Annotated in this window: 19 protein-coding genes and 1 pseudogene; 7 read left to right on the forward strand and 13 right to left on the reverse strand. The window is 58.5% G+C overall.

Annotated features, from left to right (window positions below):
- The first annotated feature begins 3 nt into the window (after positions 1-3).
- Genes LVY75_07155 through LVY75_07165 form a run of 3 tightly spaced genes read left to right on the forward strand, consistent with a single transcriptional unit; the run spans position 4 to position 2,935 of the window.
- A complete protein-coding gene (locus LVY75_07155) occupies positions 4-1,020 on the forward strand; it encodes an ABC transporter ATP-binding protein (GenBank protein XAZ19914.1) in 1,017 nt (338 codons plus the stop codon).
- Positions 1,021-1,974 carry an ATP-binding cassette domain-containing protein gene (locus tag LVY75_07160; protein ID XAZ19915.1) on the forward strand — a complete coding sequence of 318 codons (954 nt, stop codon included), beginning with the start codon at positions 1,021-1,023 and terminating at the stop codon, positions 1,972-1,974.
- 25 nt (positions 1,975-1,999) lie between these two features.
- The gene (locus LVY75_07165) at positions 2,000-2,935 is read left to right on the forward strand and encodes a dihydrodipicolinate synthase family protein (protein XAZ19916.1); all 936 of its coding nucleotides are present in this window, start codon (positions 2,000-2,002) and stop codon (positions 2,933-2,935) included.
- A gap of 318 nt (positions 2,936-3,253) precedes the next feature.
- Here the strand turns inward: LVY75_07165 and LVY75_07170 are convergent, their stop codons facing one another.
- Complete coding sequence (locus LVY75_07170; protein ID XAZ19917.1) at positions 3,254-5,215, reverse strand: elongation factor G; 1,962 nt, start codon at positions 5,213-5,215, stop codon at positions 3,254-3,256.
- Between the two features lie 402 nt (positions 5,216-5,617).
- On the opposite strand from LVY75_07170, the gene LVY75_07175 reads away from it, so the two are divergent.
- A complete protein-coding gene (locus tag LVY75_07175) occupies positions 5,618-6,028 on the forward strand; it encodes a hypothetical protein (GenBank protein ID XAZ21392.1) in 411 nt (136 codons plus the stop codon).
- Positions 6,029-6,118: 90 nt separating this feature from the next.
- On the opposite strand, the gene LVY75_07180 is transcribed toward LVY75_07175, so the two are convergent.
- The 10 genes and pseudogenes from LVY75_07180 to LVY75_07225 form a co-directional block, all read right to left on the reverse strand.
- Positions 6,119-6,358 (reverse strand): hypothetical protein, encoded by a 240-nt coding sequence (locus tag LVY75_07180; GenBank protein XAZ19918.1) that lies wholly within the window; start codon positions 6,356-6,358, stop codon positions 6,119-6,121.
- Between the two features lie 857 nt (positions 6,359-7,215).
- Entirely contained in the window at positions 7,216-7,695 is a 480-nt protein-coding gene (locus tag LVY75_07185) for a hypothetical protein (protein ID XAZ19919.1), read from the reverse strand.
- 86 nt (positions 7,696-7,781) lie between these two features.
- Positions 7,782-8,408 (reverse strand): hypothetical protein, encoded by a 627-nt coding sequence (locus tag LVY75_07190; protein XAZ19920.1) that lies wholly within the window; start codon positions 8,406-8,408, stop codon positions 7,782-7,784.
- A gap of 52 nt (positions 8,409-8,460) precedes the next feature.
- The gene (locus LVY75_07195; GenBank protein XAZ19921.1) at positions 8,461-9,318 is read right to left on the reverse strand and encodes a hypothetical protein; all 858 of its coding nucleotides are present in this window, start codon (positions 9,316-9,318) and stop codon (positions 8,461-8,463) included.
- 1,190 nt (positions 9,319-10,508) lie between these two features.
- Positions 10,509-11,354 carry a carbohydrate ABC transporter permease gene (locus tag LVY75_07200; protein XAZ19922.1) on the reverse strand — a complete coding sequence of 282 codons (846 nt, stop codon included), beginning with the start codon at positions 11,352-11,354 and terminating at the stop codon, positions 10,509-10,511.
- 6 nt (positions 11,355-11,360) lie between these two features.
- Positions 11,361-12,299, reverse strand: coding sequence for a sugar ABC transporter permease (locus LVY75_07205; GenBank protein XAZ19923.1), 939 nt, complete (start codon positions 12,297-12,299; stop codon positions 11,361-11,363).
- A 95-nt stretch (positions 12,300-12,394) separates the two neighbouring features.
- On the reverse strand, positions 12,395-13,648 hold the full coding sequence (locus LVY75_07210; protein ID XAZ19924.1) for a sugar ABC transporter substrate-binding protein: 1,254 nt from the start codon (positions 13,646-13,648) through the stop codon (positions 12,395-12,397).
- A 543-nt stretch (positions 13,649-14,191) separates the two neighbouring features.
- Complete coding sequence (gene ugpC, locus LVY75_07215) at positions 14,192-15,337, reverse strand: sn-glycerol-3-phosphate ABC transporter ATP-binding protein UgpC (GenBank protein XAZ19925.1); 1,146 nt, start codon at positions 15,335-15,337, stop codon at positions 14,192-14,194.
- 122 nt (positions 15,338-15,459) lie between these two features.
- A pseudogene (locus LVY75_07220) lies at positions 15,460-16,397 on the reverse strand (PfkB family carbohydrate kinase).
- Between the two features lie 3 nt (positions 16,398-16,400).
- Complete coding sequence (locus LVY75_07225) at positions 16,401-17,201, reverse strand: class I fructose-bisphosphate aldolase (GenBank protein ID XAZ19926.1); 801 nt, start codon at positions 17,199-17,201, stop codon at positions 16,401-16,403.
- 225 nt (positions 17,202-17,426) lie between these two features.
- On the opposite strand from LVY75_07225, the gene LVY75_07230 reads away from it, so the two are divergent.
- Together LVY75_07230 and LVY75_07235 are read left to right on the forward strand one after the other, a co-directional pair.
- Entirely contained in the window at positions 17,427-18,188 is a 762-nt protein-coding gene (locus LVY75_07230; GenBank protein ID XAZ19927.1) for a DeoR/GlpR family DNA-binding transcription regulator, read from the forward strand.
- Between the two features lie 154 nt (positions 18,189-18,342).
- The gene (locus tag LVY75_07235) at positions 18,343-19,377 is read left to right on the forward strand and encodes a LacI family transcriptional regulator (GenBank protein ID XAZ19928.1); all 1,035 of its coding nucleotides are present in this window, start codon (positions 18,343-18,345) and stop codon (positions 19,375-19,377) included.
- Here LVY75_07235 and LVY75_07240 read toward each other — a convergent pair.
- Positions 19,365-20,318 (reverse strand): alpha/beta hydrolase, encoded by a 954-nt coding sequence (locus LVY75_07240; protein XAZ19929.1) that lies wholly within the window; start codon positions 20,316-20,318, stop codon positions 19,365-19,367. The two genes, LVY75_07235 and LVY75_07240, sit on opposite strands and share 13 nt — an antisense overlap.
- 9 nt (positions 20,319-20,327) lie before the next feature.
- Positions 20,328-21,476 carry a Gfo/Idh/MocA family oxidoreductase gene (locus tag LVY75_07245; GenBank protein ID XAZ19930.1) on the reverse strand — a complete coding sequence of 383 codons (1,149 nt, stop codon included), beginning with the start codon at positions 21,474-21,476 and terminating at the stop codon, positions 20,328-20,330.
- A gap of 251 nt (positions 21,477-21,727) precedes the next feature.
- Here LVY75_07245 and LVY75_07250 point away from each other — a divergent pair, with 251 nt between their 5' ends.
- A complete protein-coding gene (locus LVY75_07250) occupies positions 21,728-22,549 on the forward strand; it encodes a sugar phosphate isomerase/epimerase (protein ID XAZ19931.1) in 822 nt (273 codons plus the stop codon).
- Positions 22,550-22,557 lie beyond the last annotated feature (8 nt).

Consider the following 22,557-nt stretch of genomic DNA (forward strand, 5'->3'; position numbering starts at 1 on the left):
CTGATGGTGCAGACCGCCGAACCCGTACTCGACATCAAGGGACTGCGAACGGTCTTCCGCGTCCGCGGCAGCGAGATCACGGCGGTCAACGATATCGACCTGACGGTCGCCGCCGGCGAGACGCTCGCTCTCGTCGGCGAATCCGGTTCCGGCAAGTCGGTGACGAGCCTGTCGGTCATGCGGCTGCTTACCCGCAACATCGGGGTGATCGCCGCAGGCAGCATCCGTCTGACGACACGGTCCGGTGCAGTCCAGGATCTTGTTTCTCTCGACGAGGAGAGCATGCGCCGGATCAGGGGTGACGACATCGGCATGGTGTTCCAGGAGCCGATGTCGAGCCTCAATCCCGTCTTCACGATCGGCGATCAGATTGCCGAGCCGATCCGCATCCATCGCGGTGCAGGCCGCAAGGCCGCGATGGTTGCCGCCGTCACGCTGCTTGAAAGCGTCGGCATACCGGACGCCAGACGCCGCGCCGGCCAATACCCGCATGAACTCTCCGGCGGCATACGCCAACGCGCCACGATCGCAATGGCGCTCGCCTGCGATCCGGCACTGTTGATTGCCGACGAGCCGACCACCGCGCTCGACGTGACGATCCAGGCGCAGATTCTCGATCTGCTGCTCAAGCTGCAGCGCGAGCGCGGCATGGCGATGCTCTTCGTCACGCACAATCTCGGCGTCGTCGCCGAAATCGCCCATCGCGTCGCGGTCATGTATGCCGGCAGGATCGTCGAGGAGGGACCGGTCGGCGAGGTTTTCCGCAATCCGAAGCATCCCTATACGATGGGCCTGCTCGCCTCCATGCCACGGCTTGGCGACGCAACACGGATGAAACAGGCGGGCGAAAAGCTCGCAGCCATTCCCGGCATGGTCCCGAGCCTGATGAACATGCCGAGCGGTTGTGCTTTTGCGCCGCGCTGCAAATTCGCGGTCGATGCCTGTCGCGCCGCGGTTCCAGCGCTTGAAAAGATCAATTCGCAGCATCGAAGCCGCTGCATCAGATGGCAGGAGATCTAGATGAGCGAACCTCTGCTCTCCGTCCGTGACCTTTCGAAACACTATATGTCCCGCGGTGCGCGGCTGAATATCCTGCAAGGCATCTCCTTCGATATCGGCAAGGGTGAAGTTGTCGGGCTTGTCGGCGAATCCGGCAGCGGAAAGACCACGATCGGGCGCTCCGTCCTTCGGCTGGTCGAGCCTTCGTCAGGCAGCGTCCGTTTCGACGGGAAAGAACTGACGGACCTTTCCGCTTCGGCGCTTAGGCGGCAACGGCCGCGCATGCAGTATATTTTCCAGGACCCCTTCGCCAGCCTGTCGCCGCGCATGACGATCGGCGAAATCCTGACGGAAGGTTTGAAGATCCAAGGGATCGGATCGGCACGCGACAGGCTTGAACGAGCCCAAGCCGCCCTGGTGCAGGTCGAGTTGCCGGCCGATGCGATCAATCGCTACGCGCATGAATTTTCCGGCGGGCAGCGCCAGCGCATCGGCATCGCCCGCGCCTTGACCCTGTCGCCCGAATTCATCGTCGCCGACGAACCGGTCTCCGCCCTCGATGTCTCGATCCAGGCGCAGGTGATCAACCTTCTGCGCGAATTGCAGCAGCGGCTCGGCCTGACCATGCTGTTCATCTCGCATGATCTTGCTGTCGTCGAATATATCTGCGACCGGGTCATCGTGCTCTATCTCGGCCGCATCATGGAGATCGCACCGAGCGCCGACCTTTATGCGAGGCCTCAGCATCCCTATACGCGCGCCCTGCTGTCGGCCATTCCGTCACCCGATCCGGATGCCCGGCGTGACCGGCAGATCCTGAAAGGCGATATTCCAAGCCCGGCCAATCCGCCGAGCGGTTGTGTCTTTCGCACGCGCTGTCCGAGCGCGCTCGACGCCTGCGCCGCCACAGTTCCTCAACTGCGGGAGGTCGCGCCCGGCCAGTTCAAGGCCTGTATCCGCGACGATCTCGATTGAATTGAAACCTCAGGGAAAACGATAGATGAACGCGAAGAAGCCGCATCCCGCCATCAGCGGCAACTGGGCGAGCCTGCTGCTGCCGATCGCGCCCGACGATAGCATCGAATTCGACAAGCTCGGCGAGGAGATCGATATCCTCATCGACGCCAAAGTCGATGGCATTTATTCGAACGGCACCGCCGGTGAATTCCACAATCAGACCGAGGAGGAGTTCGACAGGATACAGGCATTGCTGGCCGAGCGCTGCAGGGCATCCTCGACGCCCTTTGTGATTGGCGCCTGCCAGCCGGACCCGCTGATCATGCTCAACCGCGTCCGCCGGGCCAGCGCACTTTATCCGGCCGCCATTCAGGTGATCTTGCCGGACTGGTGGCCGCTCACCGATGCCGAAGCGACCGACTTCCTGAACCGTGCCGCGGAAACGGCCGGTGGAATTCCACTCATCCTTTACAATCCGCCACACGCAAAGCGCGTCCTCACGCCCAAGGAGTTGGGCGAGGTCTGCGCGTCAGTGCCCGGCGTGACCGGCATTAAGCTCGCCGACGGCGACAGCGCCTGGTATGCCGAAGCCCGCCAACATCTGTCGGACCTATCGCTCTTCGTTCCCGGCCATCATCTTGCGACCGGCACAAAGGAGGGTGTGGCGGCAGGCTCGTTTTCCAATGTCGCTTGCCTCAGCCCCCGCGGCGCGCAAAAATGGACGGCTTCGATGCGCAGCGACATCGATGCCGCACTCGATCTCGAGCGACGGATCTGCGCATTCATGGACAATCACATCGTCCCTTTCCGCCAAAACATGGGTTTTTCGAACGCTGCCCTCGACAAATTGCTGAGTGCGATCGGCAATTGGGGACCCGTGGGAACTCGTCTGAGGTTTCCCTACCGATCGATCGATACTTCGGAAGCCGAGAGTTTGCGAAGAATTGCAATGTCTGAGCTCCCCGATCTATTTCACTGAGTCACAGGGCGAGGCGCGTTGGGGCCTCGAGCGGACCCGAACCGGCGATCCTGAAGAAACAACTCGCTGCTCCCACCACATCGATGAGTTGAGGCGATAGCGACGCCGTCAGCAATGCCATCGAGCCGTCCTCGAGCAACGGACAGGCCGAAGGCCAGATCAACCGCCTAAGAACCTCAGCGCGCATGCATGGTCGGGCAGGTCCCGAACTGCTGAGAGCACGAATGCTACCGCCGCTCCACACCAAGCGAGGAAGAACCCGGTTAACTGCCAAACGACATGAGCCCGTTCTGCGAACGAGCAAGTGGCGCGAACGTTTCAGTGTGCGACGCCTTGTCCCTCGTGTGCCCTAACGATGGCGTCCGCTTCCTTGCCGTATAGCTCCTCGAAGTGATCGAAGGTCTTGGAAAAGTAACCAATGCCCTGCGTCGCCGAACGCAGCGCCCGCGCGAGATCGTCAAGTGCGCTGCCGGGAACAAGTGCCCGGAAGATGTCCCATCCCTTAGCGGTTTCATCCCGGTCGAAGCCGAGAACCTGACCCTTGAGAGCGGAGACGATCTGGACGAGGTTGCCGGAATAGATCGACGGAATGTGAATTTCACTGCGGAAGACCGGTTGCATCAAAACGGCCGACCCTTCGGAAAGCGCCTGTCGCACTCCCATTTTCGACGCAGTCCTGAAGGCGTGTTCCGAACTGTCGACGGCATGGTGCTGACCATCAAACAGCGTTACCCCGACATCGATGACCTCAAAGCCGAGCGGCCCTTTCTCCATGGCTTCGCGCGCGCCTGCTTCGACGGCAGGGATGTAGTTGCGCGGAACGACGCCACCCTTGACGGTTTCGCTGAAGGTGAACCCCCGGCCGCGCTCGTTGGGGCGAATGCTCAGCTTCACATCCGCGAATTGCCCGGCGCCGCCGGTCTGTTTGCGATGCCGGTAGTGAACCTCGGCCGGCTTTGCAATTGTCTCGCGGTAGATCGGGTTGGGCGTTCGATCGGTTACGTCGATGTGGAAGACGTCGGACAGGGTTCGGCAGAGATCGCGCAGATGTACCGGGCCCTGGGCGCGGACGAGCTGGGCGCCAGTGCCCTCCTCCTGCAAGACGACAAGACCCCGATCCGTCTCCGAAAGTTTTGTCAGCGTTTCGGAGAGCTTGTTTTCATCGCGTGCGCTGCCCGGGACCAGGATCCTTTCAAGCATCGGCGTAGGCGGCGCGGTCCATTCGGGTGGGGCGACCGTCGCGTCTGATGTCAACAGCGACGGGACGGGCAAATGGTCGGACTTGACCGTCGCGAAGACATCCCCCGGTGCAGGCACGATCGCCGAGCTCGACCGTCCGTTTGCGGGATCCTGCACGGCGCCGAGGCTGGAGCCACCGAGTGATGCGCCTTGCCGAAGGCCCTCACCAAACGCACGCACCAGCACCGTCTTGCCGATATTCTGACGATGATAGGCATGGAAGCTCACGGCGCTCAGCTTGTTTTCATCGAGATTACCTGCACGAGCCAGGCGCTGTCGAAGAGCCCCTGCCGGCGGCGCCTCGTGGCGCAGCGCCTTCATCAGCCGCATCATGCCGTTGCCGTGACTTGCGGCACCGATCAGGACTGGAATAATCCTGTTTTCGCTGAGAACCCGCGATGAAATGGCATAGAGCGCGTCGCTCGCCGGCTCGCGATCTTCGACCAGTTCCTCGAGAAGCCAGTCATCGAATTCGGACAGGTGTTCCAGGAGCTCGCTGCGCGCTTCGTGCTCGCGCTCGGCGGCGCTTTCGGGAATTGCGATCAGCGCCGACGTCTGGCCTTCCCGGTAGCGCCACGCCCGTTCCGAAATCAGATCGCAACTGCCTACGATCCTGTCTCCCTCCCGGATCGGGATCTGGCGAAGCAAAAGCGTGTGGTTGGCGTAGTCTTGAAGCGCGGCTATCACGTCTCTCAGCCGCCCTCTCGGTTCGTCCATTCGATTGACGAAGAGGATGCACGGAGTCCCCGAGGCTTCGACTATCCGCAGATAGGGCGCGGCAAGCACAGCTTCCTCGGGTGCCGATGAAACGCACAGGATGCAGGCGTCGCTGGCAAGAAGCGCGTGCTGCGCATGCGCCAACGCTTCGTTGGCTCCTGGCGCATCCAGCGCGCACCACGCCTCGTTTCCAAAGGTGAATTCTGTGAGGTTCAATCCATAAGGGGACCTGGATTTTCTCGCCACCCCCTCCAGGGAGCCGAGCTTTTCCACGACTGTTGATTTTCCGGTCTGCGAGGGTCCAAGCACGGTAAAGCAGCGCATCGGCATTCCTCCAACTGCCATAAACACAATTTTCAGCCATCATAGGATGCCCTGAACCGCTGCAACGCGCCAGAGGTGTTCAGTTTCACAATGCTTTGACCTGGAGACGTAGGAGTTATTCTCGAATTCCCAGTGGATTTGAGCGCAGGGGAACGATCTATCAGCGGCTCTGAAGCTGCTCCTACAAGTAGTCAGGCGTGAACTCGCTCGCTGTCGCACCAGCTTGGCGGCAAGTGCATCGCGTTCATCGCTACCACACAAGGGACGGTCGACAACAACGAACTCCTCGATCGCCGCTAGGCAGGAGAAACGGGCTAAGATTGCGAAATAAGAACTCGGTGAAGAGCCGACACGCTCGTCTTGCGCGTCTCACCCTGAGTGAGAAGCCAGAGCAAGCCGTACATGTGCAGGTTCGAAGATCCGCAGAAGGGCGCTCCTTTCTGGGCACAAAGTGTGGATAAGTTCACTGTCAGGGGACATCTGCAAGCACGACGCTTCAATACGGGCTTCAGCAGGGCTATGCCCGAAGACGCAGTCAATAGCGTCGGCCAAGTGCCCAAAACCTCTTTCAACTCCGGAACGATGACGATAATACCCCCCAACCCATCGGACGATCAGCAAGAGAGGTTCGTGCGCTGCCAGGATGCACTGTATAGCTCGTTTCTGAAGCTCTTGGAGGACGCGAACGAAACGGGATGGGGCCAGCAGGAAACGCTCGTCGCACTCATTTCGCTCGCCGATAACCATGCTTTGATGCTGAACGCGAATGCCGAGGCCGAAGAGCTATTGGCGACCATCAAACGCCGCAGTTGACACTACAAACGCCGAGATGTCCGAGATAAGTGGGCGAAGCGGCTTACGCCTGTTGCGCGCGAAGCAGTGGCGCAATGCGGTCGCGATATCTCAATCTTGCGTTAAGTCGCCAACTTCACCGAAGGCTGCAAGCAGCCTTGGCGAGCTCATGTCACCCGTTTCGCTGTCGACCATCACCGAATAGGCTCCGACACCCAGGGACCTGGCCGACATTGCGGAAGCGATTTTTTCCGCAGATGTCCCATTCGAAGCCTGTCGCATCTCTCCCGGGACCAAGCCAGCTCGGTTGCGCTTGAATGGAACGACGATGAATTTCTCAGCCAACGACATTATTGATCCCTTGTTGCACCAAACTATTCGAAGGCGCCGAGCGCTTCGATTTGATCGTCCAGTTCACGCACGCGTTCCAAATATCGTGGCCGAAGCGGATGGTCCTCTGCCAGGTGTTCGAGTTTTGACAGCGCGAGCTGACGCTGGTCTCTAAGGAGCTTCAACCGACTCATGTGGGCCCTCGTTTTGTTGCCATTCCATAGCCCCAAAATGGCCGGAACGCCAGCGATGTTCTCTTTATGTTCGAAGCCGCCCTGTTGTCGCCCGATATCAAGTGAATGCCGCGCCTTTTTGGACCTGAGAGCGATCCGATTTTTTCACGGCGGCATGAGGCGCATCGCAGTCGGTTGCGAGGTTCGACATCTTGGTCGGCGATTCCTCCCGCACCACTCTCATGTCGGCAACACTCGACTGCGAGGCATTTACAAAGTGGAGCTTTTGAAAACCATGCAGCGGATAGAGATTTTCAGGCGGTAGCTCGCCATCGAATAAGCAACATCCTGCGCGGCTCTATAGGATTGCTCGGCTAGCTCCAAACCGTCTTCCGAAAGCACAGGCGGGACATGCTGAGCTTCACTTACGGTGCCGGAACTTCCCGGTGATCACGACCTGGTCGCCGCTCTCGGAGGTCCGTTCCGCATGGAACTCAAGGTGCTTGAAGTTGACGGGAAAAAGCGCCAGCGTCGTGACCGAGCCACGGGGCAAGAAACCAACCCGCAGCCCCACTGGACCTGAGGTCAAGGGGGCGGTGATCACCTTGGGTCGATGGCGGTCCGAATGACGCAAGCTTCGGCGGCCCTTCAGGATGTCGAACGGGCAGATGACCGTTCGACATGTTCTCTCTATCGTCGCCTGTTTCAGAGAATCTTCTCGAACGAAGACACCAAATGGGCGCCCGATGGCATTTCAATTCCGGACCCCGGAATATCCGTGCAGCAGAGCAGATTGAGCCAAAAGCTGCTTTTGCCCTGGTTTCCCAATATATCGACGAGGCTGCTCAGCTTGATTTTCCAGTCATCTTTCAGCCTGATATAGTTGCGAGTGTTCATATTGATGAGGAAGAGGAACAGATTGTCGTCGCCCTCCAAATCAATATCCGGAGCGAAAGAGTTCGGTCCGGCCAGAACTGGCTCGGGATGGTAGTTGTGGATTGCCTCGGCCAGGCTTTTGTCATCCACTGTGGGATCTGATCTCAAAGCTTTCCAGACAGCCAATGCTGTCACATAGTCGAGTGGGGCTCCGAAATTGCCGCGGTACTGGACCTCTTGCTTGGCAGCCAGGTTAAAACTTCCGAACTCGCGGATGTCACCGTGGCAAACGAGTACATAGTTCGACATCGAAGGCTCTCCTTTCAAGACGAGCGATAACGAGGTTGGTGGACTAGCAATGTTGGGTCGTTGGCGCTGCGGGGAGCACCGAGGTGTCACTTCCCCGCAGTCTTTGTCTTGGAAACAAACCTCTGCCAATCAGCCAGGTCAGCCGCATCCGCCATGCGTGCGAAGTCGAACGCGTACGCGGAAATGACATCTGCCAGGCTCAACCAGACACCGGGCGGCTTCATGTTGGAGGTTTGTGCTGCCGTGGCCAGGCGATCGACCACATATACTTTCACGACAGGGTTGCGGTTGTCGCCTGGCATAGCGCTCATCACTATGAACACGAGCCTGGCGGTCGCCGAAGTCATGAGGCTCTGGCGCAATTCGTCGCTGATGTCGGATAGGCGCTTTTGCAGGGCAACATTATCATCAATGATCTGCCTGGCCTCAGGCACAAGCTCCACGATCAGCCCAGTCACGATCGGGCCATAGCCGACATCCCGCTCAGGTCGCGCGACCATCTGCGTTCGTTCGAACCGACTTGCAGGCGACAGAAACGGCACATGGTTGAGCCCTGTTTCCCAAGCCGCCGCGGCAGCCAGACCTGGCTGACCGGCAACATAGCGGCCCACGACATCGGCGATTGTGTCGAGGACAGAGCTTGGCGTGACGGAGCCGGCGACGCATTGATCTGTCTTTGGATCGACAAAATGCAGTAAGATGCAGCTTTCCATCGAAGCTTCTCCTATGGTTGACGTGCCGCCGCAAAGCGGCGGCACTGCCGGATCAGTTCGTATCGAACTTGCCGTCGAAGAAGTTGGTGGCCGACTCGATGTCGTCGATCTGCGTGCCCGAGATGAAGGCGTCGTATTTTTTCTTGACGTCAGCATTTGCGAGTGCGCCGTAATTGAACAACGATGTTGCGACGCGATAGCTGAACGACATCGAGAAGCTCTCGGCCGATCCACACGACGAGTAGATCTTCTTCTCATCCTGGGTAAAGTCGATGAAGTACCCCTTCAGCCAAGGATTGATCTTGATCTCGTTGCCGACCTGTTGGCCCTCGAGCACGATCGAGATCGTGCCGACGCTATAGGATTTCGTGCCGGTCTGGACCCCCATCCGTATGGAATCGCCGAGACCTGAAACGAATTCAGCAAAGGAAGCCAATGCAGGTCCACCGCCCACCGCGACGCCGAGAATCGTCGAGATGAATTTTCCAGCCAGTTCCACCCCCTTGATGTTCTGGGTCATCGTCTGCTTGACGAATTGGCTCGGCCCCATCAGCGGCAGATGATTGAAGACGCTCTGCCACAGCATGGTGTCGTAGACCTTGTTGGGATCGTTGGCTTTGTCCGCGGCCTTGCGGACGTAGGCCGATGCGACCCCGGTCAGGTCGATAAGGTTTTGACGCTGAACGTCCAACTCCTTCTGAACAGAGTCAGGCACTTTGGGCTGCGCCAGGATGACCGAGATAAGGCCATTGTCGGTGGTATTGAAAGCAGTTTGCGGATCTTTGGGCGCACTGGGCAGCGGAGCGCCGGCCCTTAGCATTTCGTTGACGGTTGGCAGATGCGGGTGACGAATTTCCGCGAAGTAATCCACTGCGGAATCAAGTGTAATCGAATTCATGATCGTCTCCATCTCGGTTTAAATGAACGTAACGATCGGATAGACCCGTTATATTTGGCTCTATACCGTGACTTCTCTTGCACAATGCAGTTGCGATCTCGGAAAATACATCCGGGATGCGAGACAAATAGACATCGATTGAGGTATATTTTCAACTTATAGGTATTTTGTTGTCCGCAAAACGACCTTAGATTGTTTTCGCTCTGCGCAAAATGATGGTCACCCATCTGAACAAACAGACCGTAGGAAGGCCGTTAGGTGATCTGCGGCACCGGGCGGAAGGGCACGGAAGAGACTGGCAAATTCGTGCTCCGGTTCAGAGCGCGAGGGTAGCTTATGGTGTTCAGGTGAGCCTCGCCCAAGCACCAGCCAGTCGAGGGACACATCCAGGGCCTTGCAGAGATTTGCGGCGCTCTCCAGCGAAATTGAATCGCCTTTGCGCCAGCGCGTCAGCGCACTTTCGTTTACACCCAGGGCTGCAGCGAGCGCCGTAAGTTTGCGCCAATTCCGGAGATCGATAGCCTCCTGTATTCTACGGCCGCGAACGATATCTCTGGAAAAAAGATGGAGGGGGTTCCATGTAGACCTCACGGGATCGCTTTAAGGTAGCACCGTTATAACGATAATCTACCTTAGGAAGTGTAAACTGCGGGATGGAATCGCGCTGCCGAGGGAGAGAAGCAGGCGTCGCTCTTAAAGCGGTCATTTATGGAACAGCACAAGAACTTGGTGCGAACTTCATTCCCTTGGGTACGCGCAGAAACGACATCTGCAGCGACAGTCAATCGGTTTTCGTCAGACGGTGGTGGCGAGGTCACGGGAGGTTTGCGGGGATGGTTGAAACTTGGGCCGATCTTTGCCCCCTCCTTTCTCGACGGCGCATCACGGCGTCATATTGCTTGAACGTCCTGCTCGAGTCACTCGTTTGGCCAATTCGCCATTAAGGACGGTGGGCCAACGATCGCGAGCATCGTGCCGTTAGCGCTGAGCGGTATGGCACGCCATGATGGCCTCGCGAGCCACCGCCTGCAATATGATGATCACCGCGTTATCCATCTCAGGCTCGGTTGGCTGTCGACAACGGACACCGATCGGTCGAGCTCATGACCCGCGCAGTCGTCTGGCAAGCGTAGCGATACACATACGATGCGCAAGGTGGTTTTCGCGAAGCGTTACTGCGTCGAAAGTAATAGATCCCATGCTCAGCTCTTCACCGACCCGGCCGCCATGCCCGCGAGGAAGTAGCGCTGGGCTATCAGATACAAGACCAGAAGCGGGAGCGATCCGAGCACGCTCATCGCCATCATCTCGTTCCATTCGAACGCGTGTTGGCCCATAAGCAACTCGATACCGATGGGAACAGTCCTCATGTCCATTGACTTCGTCAAGGTCAGCGCGAAGAGGAATTCGTTCCATGCCAGCAGGAATGTATAGACCGCCGTCGCGACGATCCCCGGCACCGACAGCGGGATGATTACACGCCAGAGCGCCGTCCAGCTCGACCCGCCATCGACAAGCACGGCCTCGTCGAGTTCCTTCGGCAAGGTATTGAGATAGCCAGTCATGAGAAGGATCGCATAAGGCAGCGTGAAAACCATGTAGGTTAAAATCAGCGCAAAATAGGTGTTGAAAATGCCGAAGGCGACGACCATGCCGAAATAGGGGATCAAAAGCGTGATCGGCGGCACGGTCTGCGTGCTGATGATGAACACGTTCAGCGTTTTCTTGAGCCGGAATGAATACCGACTGAAAGCATAGGCCGTCAGGATGGCGATCAGCACCGTCAGAACCGTTACCACTCCCGCGACGAGATAGCTGTTGAGAAAGAAGCGAACCTTCGTTGGGTCGCTGAAGATCGCAAGATAGGCGACGCTGGTGAAACGGTCAGGCAGCAGGCGCGGCGGGAGCGCAAAGATCTCGGTGTTCGACTTCAAGGACGTGAAGAACATCCACAGGATCGGAAAGCCCGCGAAGACCAGCCCGACCGCCAGCCCGAGATATGTCAGGAGGGTCGGTACGATGGTGCGACTGAGAGAGCGTTTTGCCATTGCCGGTCACCTGGCCTTCTGGTGTTTGATGTAGAAATACGTGGCGCCCATCGAGATGATCAGAATGAAGATTGCGCTCGCCGACGCGCGCGAAAATTCATAACTCGAAAACGCAAGTTTGTAGGTGTAGGTGCTGAGCACCTCGGTCGCGTAGATCGGACCGCCTCCCGTCGTCATCCACACGAGGGGAAAGACCTGCATCGTCCAGATGAAATCAAGCAAGGCGATGCTGATGATGATCGGCATCAATTGCGGGATCGTGATGTAGCGGAATTTCTGAAACTCGTTGGCGCCGTCAATGCCGGCGGCCTCGTAGAGATCCTTGGGGATGCCCTGAAGACCGGCGAGAAGGCTCACCATATAGAGCGGGTATCCCGCCCAGATATTCGCAAAGGTCAGCGCATGCAGCGCGGTTTTCGTCGAAGAAAACCACTCGACCTTGAAGTCAATGATATGGAGCGTCATCAGGATACTGTTGACGACGCCATTCGGATCCAGAAGCAGCCGCCAGATGATCGCGATGATTACCGCCGTGAAGAGCCAGGGTAGAATGTAGAGAACCCGCAGAATGCTTCTGATCAACGGATCGACACGCTGGCTGTTGAGCAAAAGGGCGAAGGCGAGACCGATCAGAAGATGGAAGATGACGCTCATCACCGTGAAGTAGAGGGTCTGCCCGACCGATTGCCAGAAAACCGGATCTTTGAAGATCGTCACATAGTTCTGCAATCCGACGAAGGACGCGTCCTTTTTCGTGATCGCGCCGTCCATCAGCGAATAGCGCAGGACGGTGATCATGGGAAACAGCATCAGGAGGCAGAATAGAAACGTCGCTGGCGCAACATAAAAGTAGGGAACCAGCCTTTTTCTTGTCTTGTAAGACAGCAGACCGCGCTTGCGCGTTTTTGATTGCGTCCGGATCATAGTTTCGGTGGCGAGGCTCATGAGAGGTAATTTCTCCCTGGTCGTAACGCATTGCTTCGTCGCGATGCGACGGCAGCGTGATCGAAGTCTGTCACGCTGCCGCCCGTCTTGGGAGACTACTTGCTGAATTCGACCAACCATTGCTTCTGCGTATTGGCAGCCGCGTCCTTTGCGGTTTGCTGACCGTCGAACATCTTCTGAACTTCGACATTCATCTGACGCATGAGATCTTCGGCCACGGGCAGTCCGACGAATTCGTTGGCGAGCTTCCCGCTCTGGAATATCTTGAAGGCTTCTTCGAATAGCGGGTCCGATTTCGAGAAATCGGGTTTGGCGTGGATATTACCCGGGAAGGCATTGGCGATCGACACGAGGCGGCTGTTCACTTCCGGGCTCATCAGATATTCGACGAGCTTCCAGGCCTCCGCCTTGTGCTCGCTTTTGTCACTGATGCCGATGCCCCAGGAGGCATAGGGCAACCCGCGCTTGCCGGTGTAGCCGTCAACGGCTGGAAGGGCGGAGATGCCGAATTTGAGATTGGGGTTTCGCTGGCGAATGAGGTTGATGTGCGCCAACGAGTCGATCATCATGCCGACACGCCCGTTGACGAACTCTTCGACCTTGTCCTGTTCCTTCTTGGCAAAAATACCAGGCGAGATGACGCCGGCATCCTGCAGCGACTTGATGTATTCAAGCGTGCCGACGACAGAGGCATTTTCCAGATCTGGCTTGCCATCCTTCAGCATGGATGCTCCGGATGCCCAGACCCAGGACATCACGTCATTCTGGATGCCGCCGGGGTTTTGCAACGACAGAGGCAACACCCAGCCATATTGGTTCTTGTCCGCATTGGTCATCTTCTTCGCGGCAGCAGCGAATTCGGTGCGGTTTGTCGGCAACTTTTCGACCCCAGCCGCCTTTGCCAGATCGAGGTTGACAAAGACCGGGTAGACGAACGAGGCAAGCGGGAACATGACGCTTTGCCCATTGACCTTGATGATGTCGGCGATCTGGCTCTGATCATATTTGGCATCAGCCATCAGGCTGTCCATCGAGGCGATTGCGCCCTGCTTTGCCAAGCCGTTGACCCATGCGCCGTCCAGGCCGACGACATCGCTGAGTGTCCCGGACGCTGCGCCCACGACGATCTGATCATGGGTGGCGGAATAGGGACCGCTGACAAGCGTCACCTTGATGCCGGGGTTCTTGGCTTCAAAGTCATCCATGATGCTGCGCAGAGCACCGGCGGGCATTTCTGGCTCCCACCACTGGATGAACTCGAGATTGGTCTGGGCAAAGGCGCAGGTGGCGCATAGTGCCCAGGCGGCCACAGCCGACTGAGCCGCCACGATAAATCTTCTGACGTTCATGTTTCCCTCCCTGAAAACGATATTTCGCTCGATCCTCCCGATCGAGACCAAAGTAGGTTCCTCCAGGTGTCTGGCTGTCAATGAAGAACTGCAATCGGAAAAAGCAGGAGGGCTTCAGGGGCGATAAAAATTACTTTAAGCTATTGATTTTTATACATTTTATCTTCCAACGGCGAAGACGTTTTTTCTTTCCGGCATATTGCTCATGTCGCATTTTTTCTTTACTTTCGTAAACAAATGAAAGCTGCGCCGCCCAAAGGAAAACAAATGAAAGGCTTTGGCGATCCAGGAAAAGCGGGGTTCCGCCAGGCTATCCTCACGGACTTAGCACCTTAAAGTAGAAATCAGGCGCCAACTAACTAACGCCAAAAGAACTCAGCCTTTGGCCGCAAAGTCACGGGTAACGAAACGGTGTAAGATCCTGCACTTTCGATGCGGAACGCGCAAAGCCGGCCGGCAAGGAGCGGCGAGGACTTGTGAACGATGACGCAAGCAGGCGCTCTTGCGAACGCCCGCCAAGCAGCTCCGTCGCCGCAGATCTTGCTAGATTGCCAGATGCGTCTGAGGATCGAAGAAGTGTAGTTTGGCTACATCGATCGCCAGGTTGATCATTGCGCCCGGCTGGACTGTGCTCACGGATTCGAACTTCGCCACGGCATTTGCCGCGCCGCTCAAGTCCTCGACGGCATCCGGGTCACCGGAATCGATCCGCGCTGCTTCTATCTTCAGATGAACGATCAGCTCCGAACCCAACTCCTCGATCGATTTCACGAGGGCAGGGATCGTCGCGTGGCGTGATCCCGATTCCAGACCGCTGTCGTAAAGGTCTTCCGGGCGAATGCCGAAGACGATCGTCTTGCCTTCGAACGCCCTCAGACCGGGAGACTGCTCGAATGCGGTCGTCGCGACCGGTATGGAAAAGGTCGGCAGATCAATCCTGCCGTTCTGCAAGCGGCCCTCGAACAGATTCATGGATGGTGAGCCGATGAAACCCGCAACGAAGGCGTTGACCGGCCGGCTATACAGTGTTTTTGGTGTGTCGACCTGCTGAAGGACGCCGCCCTTCAAGACCGCAACCCGGTCGCCCATGGTCAAGGCTTCGGTCTGATCGTGCGTCACATAGATCGTCGTCACGCCAAGCTGTCTTTGCAGGCTGACGATTTCGGCGCGCATTTGCACGCGCAGCTTGGCATCGAGGTTTGACAGGGGCTCGTCCATGAGAAACGCTGCCGGTTCCCGCACCATTGCGCGCCCCATGGCGACCCGCTGGCGTTGGCCGCCGGAGAGCGCGGCCGGCTTGCTGTCGAGCAGCGTATGCAGTTGAAGGGTCTTGGCAATTTCATGGACCCGCTTCGTGCGCTCTTCCTTGCTCTTGCCTGCAAGCTTCATCGAGAAGGCAATATTTTCGAACACCGTCATATGCGGATAAAGCGCATAATTCTGAAAGACCATCGCTATGTCCCGGTCCTTCGGCGCGAGATCCTCGACATTCTCTCCACCGATGCTCAGGGTCCCGCTGCTGATCTCTTCCAGCCCGGCGATCATGCGCAATGCCGTCGATTTTCCACATCCTGAAGGACCGACGAGGATGAGGAACTCGCCATCATTTATCGTCAGGCTAAGATCCTTGATCGCGTGGAATTTGGTTCCAAAGGTCTTGCAAATTTTATCCAGTACAACAACAGCCACGGCACTTCCTCCTTAGTATCGTCGCCAGCCAATCCCCAGGACAGCCCCTCCCCGGCGTCGAACCGAAACCATCATCTGCGCAGCGCTAGTCCGATCGTCCAGGACACCGGTGTGATGAACTCTCACTCCGGTGGCGCGATCGGTCTGGGCACGGGTGCATTTTCCCTCGCCAGCCACGCGAGACAGGCGCTTTGATCCGGCAGGGCCATGCGGCCACCGGGGCCAGTCACCGAAATCGCGGCTGCGGCAGTTGCATAGACGGCGCAGTCGACAGGCGGCTTTCCCTGTGTCAGCGCAAAAGCATAAGCACCGTGAAAGCAATCTCCGGCGCCCGTCGTGTCGACCGCTTTGACCTCGTAGGCCGGAACATGCCACAAAACGGCGTCTCCCGTCTGCCTGATATAGGATCCTCGCTCACCGTCGGTCAAAACGACTGCGGTGCGGTCGTCAGACCAGAGCTTATGGAGGATCAACGCCGGATCGGATTCGCAGGAATAAGTCTGCGCAAATTTCAATGGCAGTACCAGATGTCGGACAGGCTCAATAATCGTTCGGTCGCAGGCCCGATCGTCCATTCAATGTCTGCCACCACAGCAAGGCCCAGCTTGCGGGCGCGCGCAACGATCGTATCGGCGTGGGTGGCATAGCCGTCGATCAACAGCACCTGGGCTTGTGCAAGAGTGCTATCGGCGAGTGCCTCGGAGGTTCCGTGCGGCACATTGTCGTCATAGGCGATAAACCTGTCGCCTTCAGGTCCGACCGTGATCACCGACCGTATCGGCTTGGCATCGGGGCGGCGCGGTGCAAAGGATATGTCGACCCCGTGCCGTTCAAGCTCGCGGGCGCTGATATCGGTAACAGGCTGATCACTCAGCCAACCGATGAAACCGGCCCGCCCCCCCAGCTTTGCGACCGCAACAAGGGCCGTCGCGACATTGCCGCCGTGGTCATGGGTGCGACTTGTCACCTTTCCCTTGCCGGCGCTCAGCGGTCGATCGACGTAGATGATATCGTCGATCGCCAGCGCCCCGAAGCCGAGAACCTGAAGGTTGTGTGTCACCCTTTAACCGCCCGCGGCAGCGAGCGCCTCTTGCGGCGCCATACCGCTGTGAATAACAAGCTTGAAGGCGCGCGCCGCCATCGTCGTATCGCCGTGGCCCCAAAGGTTTCGTCCCACCACGGCACCCTTCGCTCCCGCCCGCAAGGCGTCGAAGGTCTGCGTGAGAGCCCCGAGCAGATTTTCCGTTTTCGGACCGCCCGCGATAACGATGGGAACCGGGCAGGTTGCGACGGTTTCCTGGAATGAGTCGAAGTCCCCGGTGTATCCGACCTTGATCACGTCAACGCCGGTCTCAAATCCGATCCGCACGGCATAGGCGATCTCGTCTGGGGTGAATACGATCTTGCCGCCGTTTGAATAGTCGCGGGGATAGACATGGGCAACGACCGGCATCTCAAAGCGAGCTGCGGCGTTGACGGTATCGGTGAGCCAGCGAATGTAGTCGCCTTCCGTATTGCCGCGCACCGGAATGGCAACGGCCAGAGCATCGGCCCCGTAGCGCACCGCGTCCTCCGGGGTCGCGATCAACTGACGGATTCGATCGTCCGGCGTAAAGCAGCCGGCTTGAATGACCAGCGCCGCCTTGCCGGCATAGGCAGGCCACAAATGACGCGCAGCCCCCGGCTGAATGCTGATATAGTCCGGCTCTCCGGCCATCACCCGCTTCAGCGCGCCCGGCAGATCCGCCAGGCCGCCCTCACGGACGTTGCCATAGCCAACGAAGTGGTCGACCGCGCCACCGAACAGATGCCCCGACGGATGTGAAAACAGCCGTGACAGGCGAATTTTGGTTCCAAGGCCCATATCGATGCTGTCCCTCTACAATTTGATCTCGCGTTGAGACCCTAACTCGAAAATAAACGAACGTTCAATATTTCGATTTCTTTCGTTTTGATTTAATATGACAGTAACGTGGGCTGGACATACACTGATGCCGCCCTCCATCGCGTCTTTTGATCACAATAGTTGCCGTGCATTTTCGATTTTCGAAAGATCGGTACCGTCATCTAAGGGAATTCGAGGTCACACATGCTTGCGGAACAACGGCGTCATCAGATCATGCTGGAACTTCAGCGGACCGGCCAAGCACGCACGACGCAGCTGGCGGAAAACTTCGGTGTCTCCGAGGTGACCATCAGATCCGACCTGGAAATTCTGGACGCCAAGAAGCAGCTCATCAAAACGCATGGCGGCGCGATCGCATTGCCGGCCAGTTCGCCCGCAGCGGCCTTCGAAGAACGGATGAACCGCAATTTCGACGCCAAACGACGCATCGCGCAGATGGCGGCACGTCAAATAATCGACAACCAGTCCGTTGTGTTCGACAGCGGCTCGACACTGCTGCAGGTTGCCATGCAAATGCCCCCGGTCAATAACGTTGTCGTGGCCACAACCGCGATGAATATCGCGCAGCATCTGATGTATCGGCCGGGGCTGGACGTACATATGATAGGCGGCCGTGTCTTTCCAAGTACCGTCAGCACGATCGTCTCGGATTCCGACAAGGCCGTGGGCGGTCTTGTCGCCCACCAGGCGTTCCTCAGTGCTCATGCCATCGATCACGCATTCGATGTCGTCGATGTCTCGGAAGACATTGCACGCACCAAACGCAATCTGGTCCGCATGGCGAGGCGCGTCATCCTCGTGGCGGATTCCAGCAAGTGGGATATTGGCGCCTCGTCCAAGGCATTTTCGCTTTCACGTGTCGATCTGATCATCACCGACACCGGCATGCCGCACGGGATTCGCAGCCGATTAGACAAGCTGGGGGTCGAAGTGCGCTATGTGTAGGGGCGTTTAGGCTGCCAATTGTACCTATGTAACAAAAAATTTTGCGCATGCGATATTGTCAGGCTACAAACGCATTTCGAAGCCCCCACACTGACCGCCCTTGCGACATCGGCTTACGCAGAGGTGCCTTGGCGCAGTGCAACCAGAATTGCCGATGGACAAGATGACGATCAAAACTATGGACGATTTCGCCCGGTCCTGTGGCGTTTCTCGTCCAACGCTTTCGAGGTATTTCGATGACCCGAGCAGCGTAAAGCCGGTGACACGCAAACGCATCGAGGATGCGCTCTCGGCATCGGACTACCGTCCTAATCTCTATGCGCGCAATCTCAATCGCAAGAGGACACGCAACGTTGGCATTCTCGTGCCTGTCATCACAGATCCATTCTATGCCGAAATGGTCAACCGTCTGGAATTGCTCGTCCGGGGTGAAGGTTACTGGCCAATCGTCATCTCGTCCCACGGCTTGCCGGATCTTGAAGCCGAGGCCGTCAACACGCTTCTGTCCTTGAAGGCTGCCGGCGCGATCATCGCGCCTCTGGGTCTTTCTTCCGAGCCCGGCATCTTCGAAAAACTCCGGGAGAGCATTCCCATTGTCTACTTCGATACGTTCATCGAGGGCGACACGCCCTTCATTGGCAACAACAATGCCCAAAGCGTTGCGACAATTGTCGACTATCTCTGCCGGTCCGGCGAGCCGCCCGCATATTTCGACATTCCGCATGTCAATCACAATTCCGGGGAGCGGCTGGCAAGCTATGTCGCCACGATGGAAGCGCTCGGTTTCGAACCGGTCGTGTTTGGCGCCACCGAGAGCTACGGCTGGGATTTCGAACGTATGGGGTATGAGCAGACCGACGCAATGATCGCGGCTGGAACGCTTCCGGGCAGGACGATCCTCTGCGCGAACGATCGCCTCGCCTTCGGCGCGATGGCTGCCGCCCACTCGCGCGGCCTCCGCATCGGCCGCAGGGGCGATAGCGATCTTCGCATCGCCGCCCATGACGATCACCCTCTCAGCCGTTATACCTGCCCGCCATTGACGACGATGGCGCAAGATTTCACCGCCATGGCACGCAGCAGTGTCGACACACTGCTTTCGATGCTGGACGAAGGCAACGACACCAAGCAGGTCGTTGCACGAAAAATCATCCTCGATGGTACATTGGTGATGCGTCAGTCGGCGTGATCGACGAGGCTGCGCCATCCGGCAACCGCTTCTTCCACCGCCCGCCGCGCCGCCGGAATGTGCCGCCCCATGGAAACGAAGCCGTGGATCTGGTCCTGCCAACGCCGCAGGACTACAGGAACGCCCGCCTCGGCAAGCCGGCGGGTATAGGCCTCGCCTTCGTCTGCGAGGATATCCTGGCCCGCAATCGCGACGAAGGCCGGTGGCAAGCCCACGACATTTCCGACCCGCAGCGGCGAGACGCGCCAATCACCGATATCAGCCGCGTCGCGGACATAATGATCGCGGAACCAGCGCATCGTCGAGGCAGTCAAACCGTATCCTTCTGAAAACCTGACAAAGCTATCGGTCCTCTGCCCGGCATCGGTGTTGGGATAGAGCAGAAGTTGCGCCGAGATTTTCTGCGCAACGCCATCGCGCGCGAGAAGTGACAGGACGGCGGCCAGATTGCCGCCGGCACTATCGCCCGCAACCGCGATCCGATCTGGATCGATACCAAGCGCGCTTGCCTGCTCCACCACATAGGCAAGCGCCGATACGCAATCTTCCAAACCCGCCGGGAACTTGTGCTCGGGCGCCAGCCGATAATCCGGACAAAATACGATGCAGGCGCCGACATTCGCAAACCACCGGCAGATCTCGTCGTGGGATTCAAGCGTGCCGACGACCCAGCCACCACCGTGAAGGTAGAGAAGTGCCGGCGCATCCGCGTTCGGAGCGCCGACGCCTCGGTAGATCCTGAGCGGGATCGGGCCGCCCGTCCCGGCAATCGTTCTGTCCTCGATGGCCGCGACAGGCTCGCGATCGCCCTGCAATGTCGGGCACCCCGCGTCATAGGCAGCGCGCGCCTCACTTACTGTCCCGTGCTCAAAGGGCGGCTGGTTTGCTGCGCGACCGAGCGCCAGGACATGCGCGGCGCCGGAATCCAATCGATCTTTCATCGTCTCACCTCAAGCAAGCAGGCTGCGGGCTTCATCGTCCCCGAGCAGCGGCGGCTGTGCGAGTGTGCCTGCGATCACAACCGCGCTCCTGGCCTCGCTGGATGCCAGGGCCGCTTCCATGATCTCGAGAACATGAAGGGCCAGATCGCCGGAGGCGCGTGGCGCCCTGCCCTCGCCAAGCGCGCGGACGAGATCGGCAACGCCCAGCATGCGATAGTTGGCGCGGTCGGGAGCGCTATACGGCCAGTTTGGGGCACCATACAGCTCGTTTTCGCTTTCGAAATTCTTCCATTCGGCGCCGCGCTCGGAGAGCGAGACCGTTCCACCGAACGTGTCGGGATCGGGCAGGCGCAACGACCCCTCGGTGCCGTGCAACTCGATCGGATGATTGGAGTGGCGGAAGACATCCCAGGACGCACCGAAATTCACCGTCGCGCCCGACTGGAACTCGAGAAGCGAGAGCACATTGGTCGGCGTGCCCACTTTGAACGTCGTGTTCCTGAAGGGGCCGTCGGCCGTTATCAACCGTTCTTCCTGGCCTTTCGTCGCCATCGCCATGACGCTTTTCACCGGGCCAAGCAGATTGACCAGCATCGTCAGATAATAGGGACCCATGTCGAACATCGGGCCGCCACCGGGTTGATAATAGAATTGCGGATTGGGATGCCAATGTTCCATGCCGCGGCCGAACATGAAGGCGGTGCCGCTGACCGGGCGGCCGATCGCACCTGCATCCATCAGGCCTCGCGCACGCCGGCCGGCGGCGCCGAGGAATGTATCAGGAGCCGAACCCAACAGAAGACCGCGACCTGCGGCTTCGGCCACGAGCTTGCGGCCCTCGGCGGCCGACGTCGCGAGCGGCTTTTCAGTGAAGACGTGCTTGCCCGCGGAAAGCGCCGACATCGTCACGTCGAAATGGACGGCCGGGATGGTGAGGTTGAGGACAAGGTCGATTTCGGGGTCGGCCAGGAGCGCATCGACCTCCATCGCCCGGATGCCATATTCCCTCGCCCTCAGCGCCGAGATGTCGGATGAGATGTCGGCACAGGCCCTCAATTCGACCCCTGCAAACAGGGCAGCGTTACGCAGGTAAGTCATCGAGATATTGCCGCAGCCAATAACGCCGATGCCCAGCCTGGTCCCCGGATATGCTCTCATAAACTGGCCTCCCCACCAATTTCAGATATTCCGCCCATCATCGATGGGCGTTGCCGCAGCGACAACCGCTATAGAACATTTTATTTCTTGACGCGCGACAAATTTTTATAAACCATGCGGAAATAGCAATCCAGCCGTTACACGCAGCTCGCCAGGGGACGTCGCCGCTTCACCATCATGCCAAGAGCGCGGTCAACCGGTCCAGCGGCATATCAACGAAGGCCTACGCGGGTCGAAGTCAAGGAATGGGCATGAGTATCAAAGACCTGAAAGTCGGCTGCCAGACATTCACCTGGGAAATGCTCGGGAAAAACTGGAATGGCGGCCCGGACGATCTGCTGGAAGCCATTGCGGCGGGCGGCTACGCGGGCATCGAGATTACCGACACGATGATCGGTCGCTACGCGGATCATCCCGATGATTTCGCCGCGAGCCTGAAGAAACATGGCCTGACGCTCGTGTCTTTTGCGATGGGCTCCAAAAGCGGCTTCACCCTCAGGGAAGAGATCGAGAACGACCTCAGGACCACACAACGCTGGATCGATTTCGCGGCCACCTTTTCCGGCGCCTTCGTTTCGATCGGCTCTGCGACGGTGGTCTCCGAAGGATCGCGGGAGGCGAAATTCGAAATCGCCGCGGAATTCTACAATCGGGCGGGCGAACTGGGCAAAGCTTCCGGCGTGGATATCGCTGTGCATCCGAGCTCGCACCACAATACGCTGCTGTTCGACCGTGCCGATTATGACAGGATCTTCTCGCTTCTCGACAAGAACCTCGTCGGCTGGGTGCCGGATACCGGTCATATTCTGCGCGGTCACGACGATATTCTGGATACGCTGCGAACCTATCAGGACCGTATCCGCTATCTGCACCTCAAGGACGTCGATGCAGAGGGCAAATGGGCCATGCTTGGCAAAGGGGTCTGCGATACGCCCGCCGTGATCGACATCGTCGCTGCCGCGCCGCGCTTCAATGGCTGGCTGGTCTTGGAAGAGGAATCAGACACCGCCGCCGCCGATCCCGTGGCAGCCGTCCGGACGAACCGGGAAACGATGCGCCGCTACGGCGCCTGAGGGAGAAG

It is taken from the genome of Sinorhizobium sp. B11 (genome assembly GCA_039725955.1).
GTDB lineage: Bacteria > Pseudomonadota > Alphaproteobacteria > Rhizobiales > Rhizobiaceae > Rhizobium.

Excerpts from the sequence above, each read along its gene's own strand:
- LVY75_07170 (XAZ19917.1), bottom strand. The coding sequence starts at position 5,215 with ATGCGCTGCTTTACCGTGCTTGGACCCTCGCAGACCGGAAAATCAACA.
- LVY75_07190 (XAZ19920.1), bottom strand. The coding sequence starts at position 8,408 with ATGGAAAGCTGCATCTTACTGCATTTTGTCGATCCAAAGACAGATCAA.
- LVY75_07185 (XAZ19919.1), bottom strand. The coding sequence starts at position 7,695 with ATGTCGAACTATGTACTCGTTTGCCACGGTGACATCCGCGAGTTCGGA.
- LVY75_07160 (XAZ19915.1), top strand. The coding sequence starts at position 1,021 with ATGAGCGAACCTCTGCTCTCCGTCCGTGACCTTTCGAAACACTATATG.
- LVY75_07175 (XAZ21392.1), top strand. The coding sequence starts at position 5,618 with ATGTGCAGGTTCGAAGATCCGCAGAAGGGCGCTCCTTTCTGGGCACAA.
- LVY75_07195 (XAZ19921.1), bottom strand. The coding sequence starts at position 9,318 with ATGGAGACGATCATGAATTCGATTACACTTGATTCCGCAGTGGATTAC.
- LVY75_07225 (XAZ19926.1), bottom strand. The coding sequence starts at position 17,201 with ATGGGCCTTGGAACCAAAATTCGCCTGTCACGGCTGTTTTCACATCCG.
- LVY75_07155 (XAZ19914.1), top strand. The coding sequence starts at position 4 with ATGGTGCAGACCGCCGAACCCGTACTCGACATCAAGGGACTGCGAACG.
- LVY75_07200 (XAZ19922.1), bottom strand. The coding sequence starts at position 11,354 with ATGGCAAAACGCTCTCTCAGTCGCACCATCGTACCGACCCTCCTGACA.
- LVY75_07235 (XAZ19928.1), top strand. The coding sequence starts at position 18,343 with ATGGACAAGATGACGATCAAAACTATGGACGATTTCGCCCGGTCCTGT.
- LVY75_07245 (XAZ19930.1), bottom strand. The coding sequence starts at position 21,476 with ATGAGAGCATATCCGGGGACCAGGCTGGGCATCGGCGTTATTGGCTGC.
- LVY75_07210 (XAZ19924.1), bottom strand. The coding sequence starts at position 13,648 with ATGAACGTCAGAAGATTTATCGTGGCGGCTCAGTCGGCTGTGGCCGCC.
- LVY75_07165 (XAZ19916.1), top strand. The coding sequence starts at position 2,000 with ATGAACGCGAAGAAGCCGCATCCCGCCATCAGCGGCAACTGGGCGAGC.
- LVY75_07230 (XAZ19927.1), top strand. The coding sequence starts at position 17,427 with ATGCTTGCGGAACAACGGCGTCATCAGATCATGCTGGAACTTCAGCGG.
- LVY75_07240 (XAZ19929.1), bottom strand. The coding sequence starts at position 20,318 with ATGAAAGATCGATTGGATTCCGGCGCCGCGCATGTCCTGGCGCTCGGT.
- LVY75_07180 (XAZ19918.1), bottom strand. The coding sequence starts at position 6,358 with ATGTCGTTGGCTGAGAAATTCATCGTCGTTCCATTCAAGCGCAACCGA.
- LVY75_07250 (XAZ19931.1), top strand. The coding sequence starts at position 21,728 with ATGAGTATCAAAGACCTGAAAGTCGGCTGCCAGACATTCACCTGGGAA.
- LVY75_07205 (XAZ19923.1), bottom strand. The coding sequence starts at position 12,299 with ATGAGCCTCGCCACCGAAACTATGATCCGGACGCAATCAAAAACGCGC.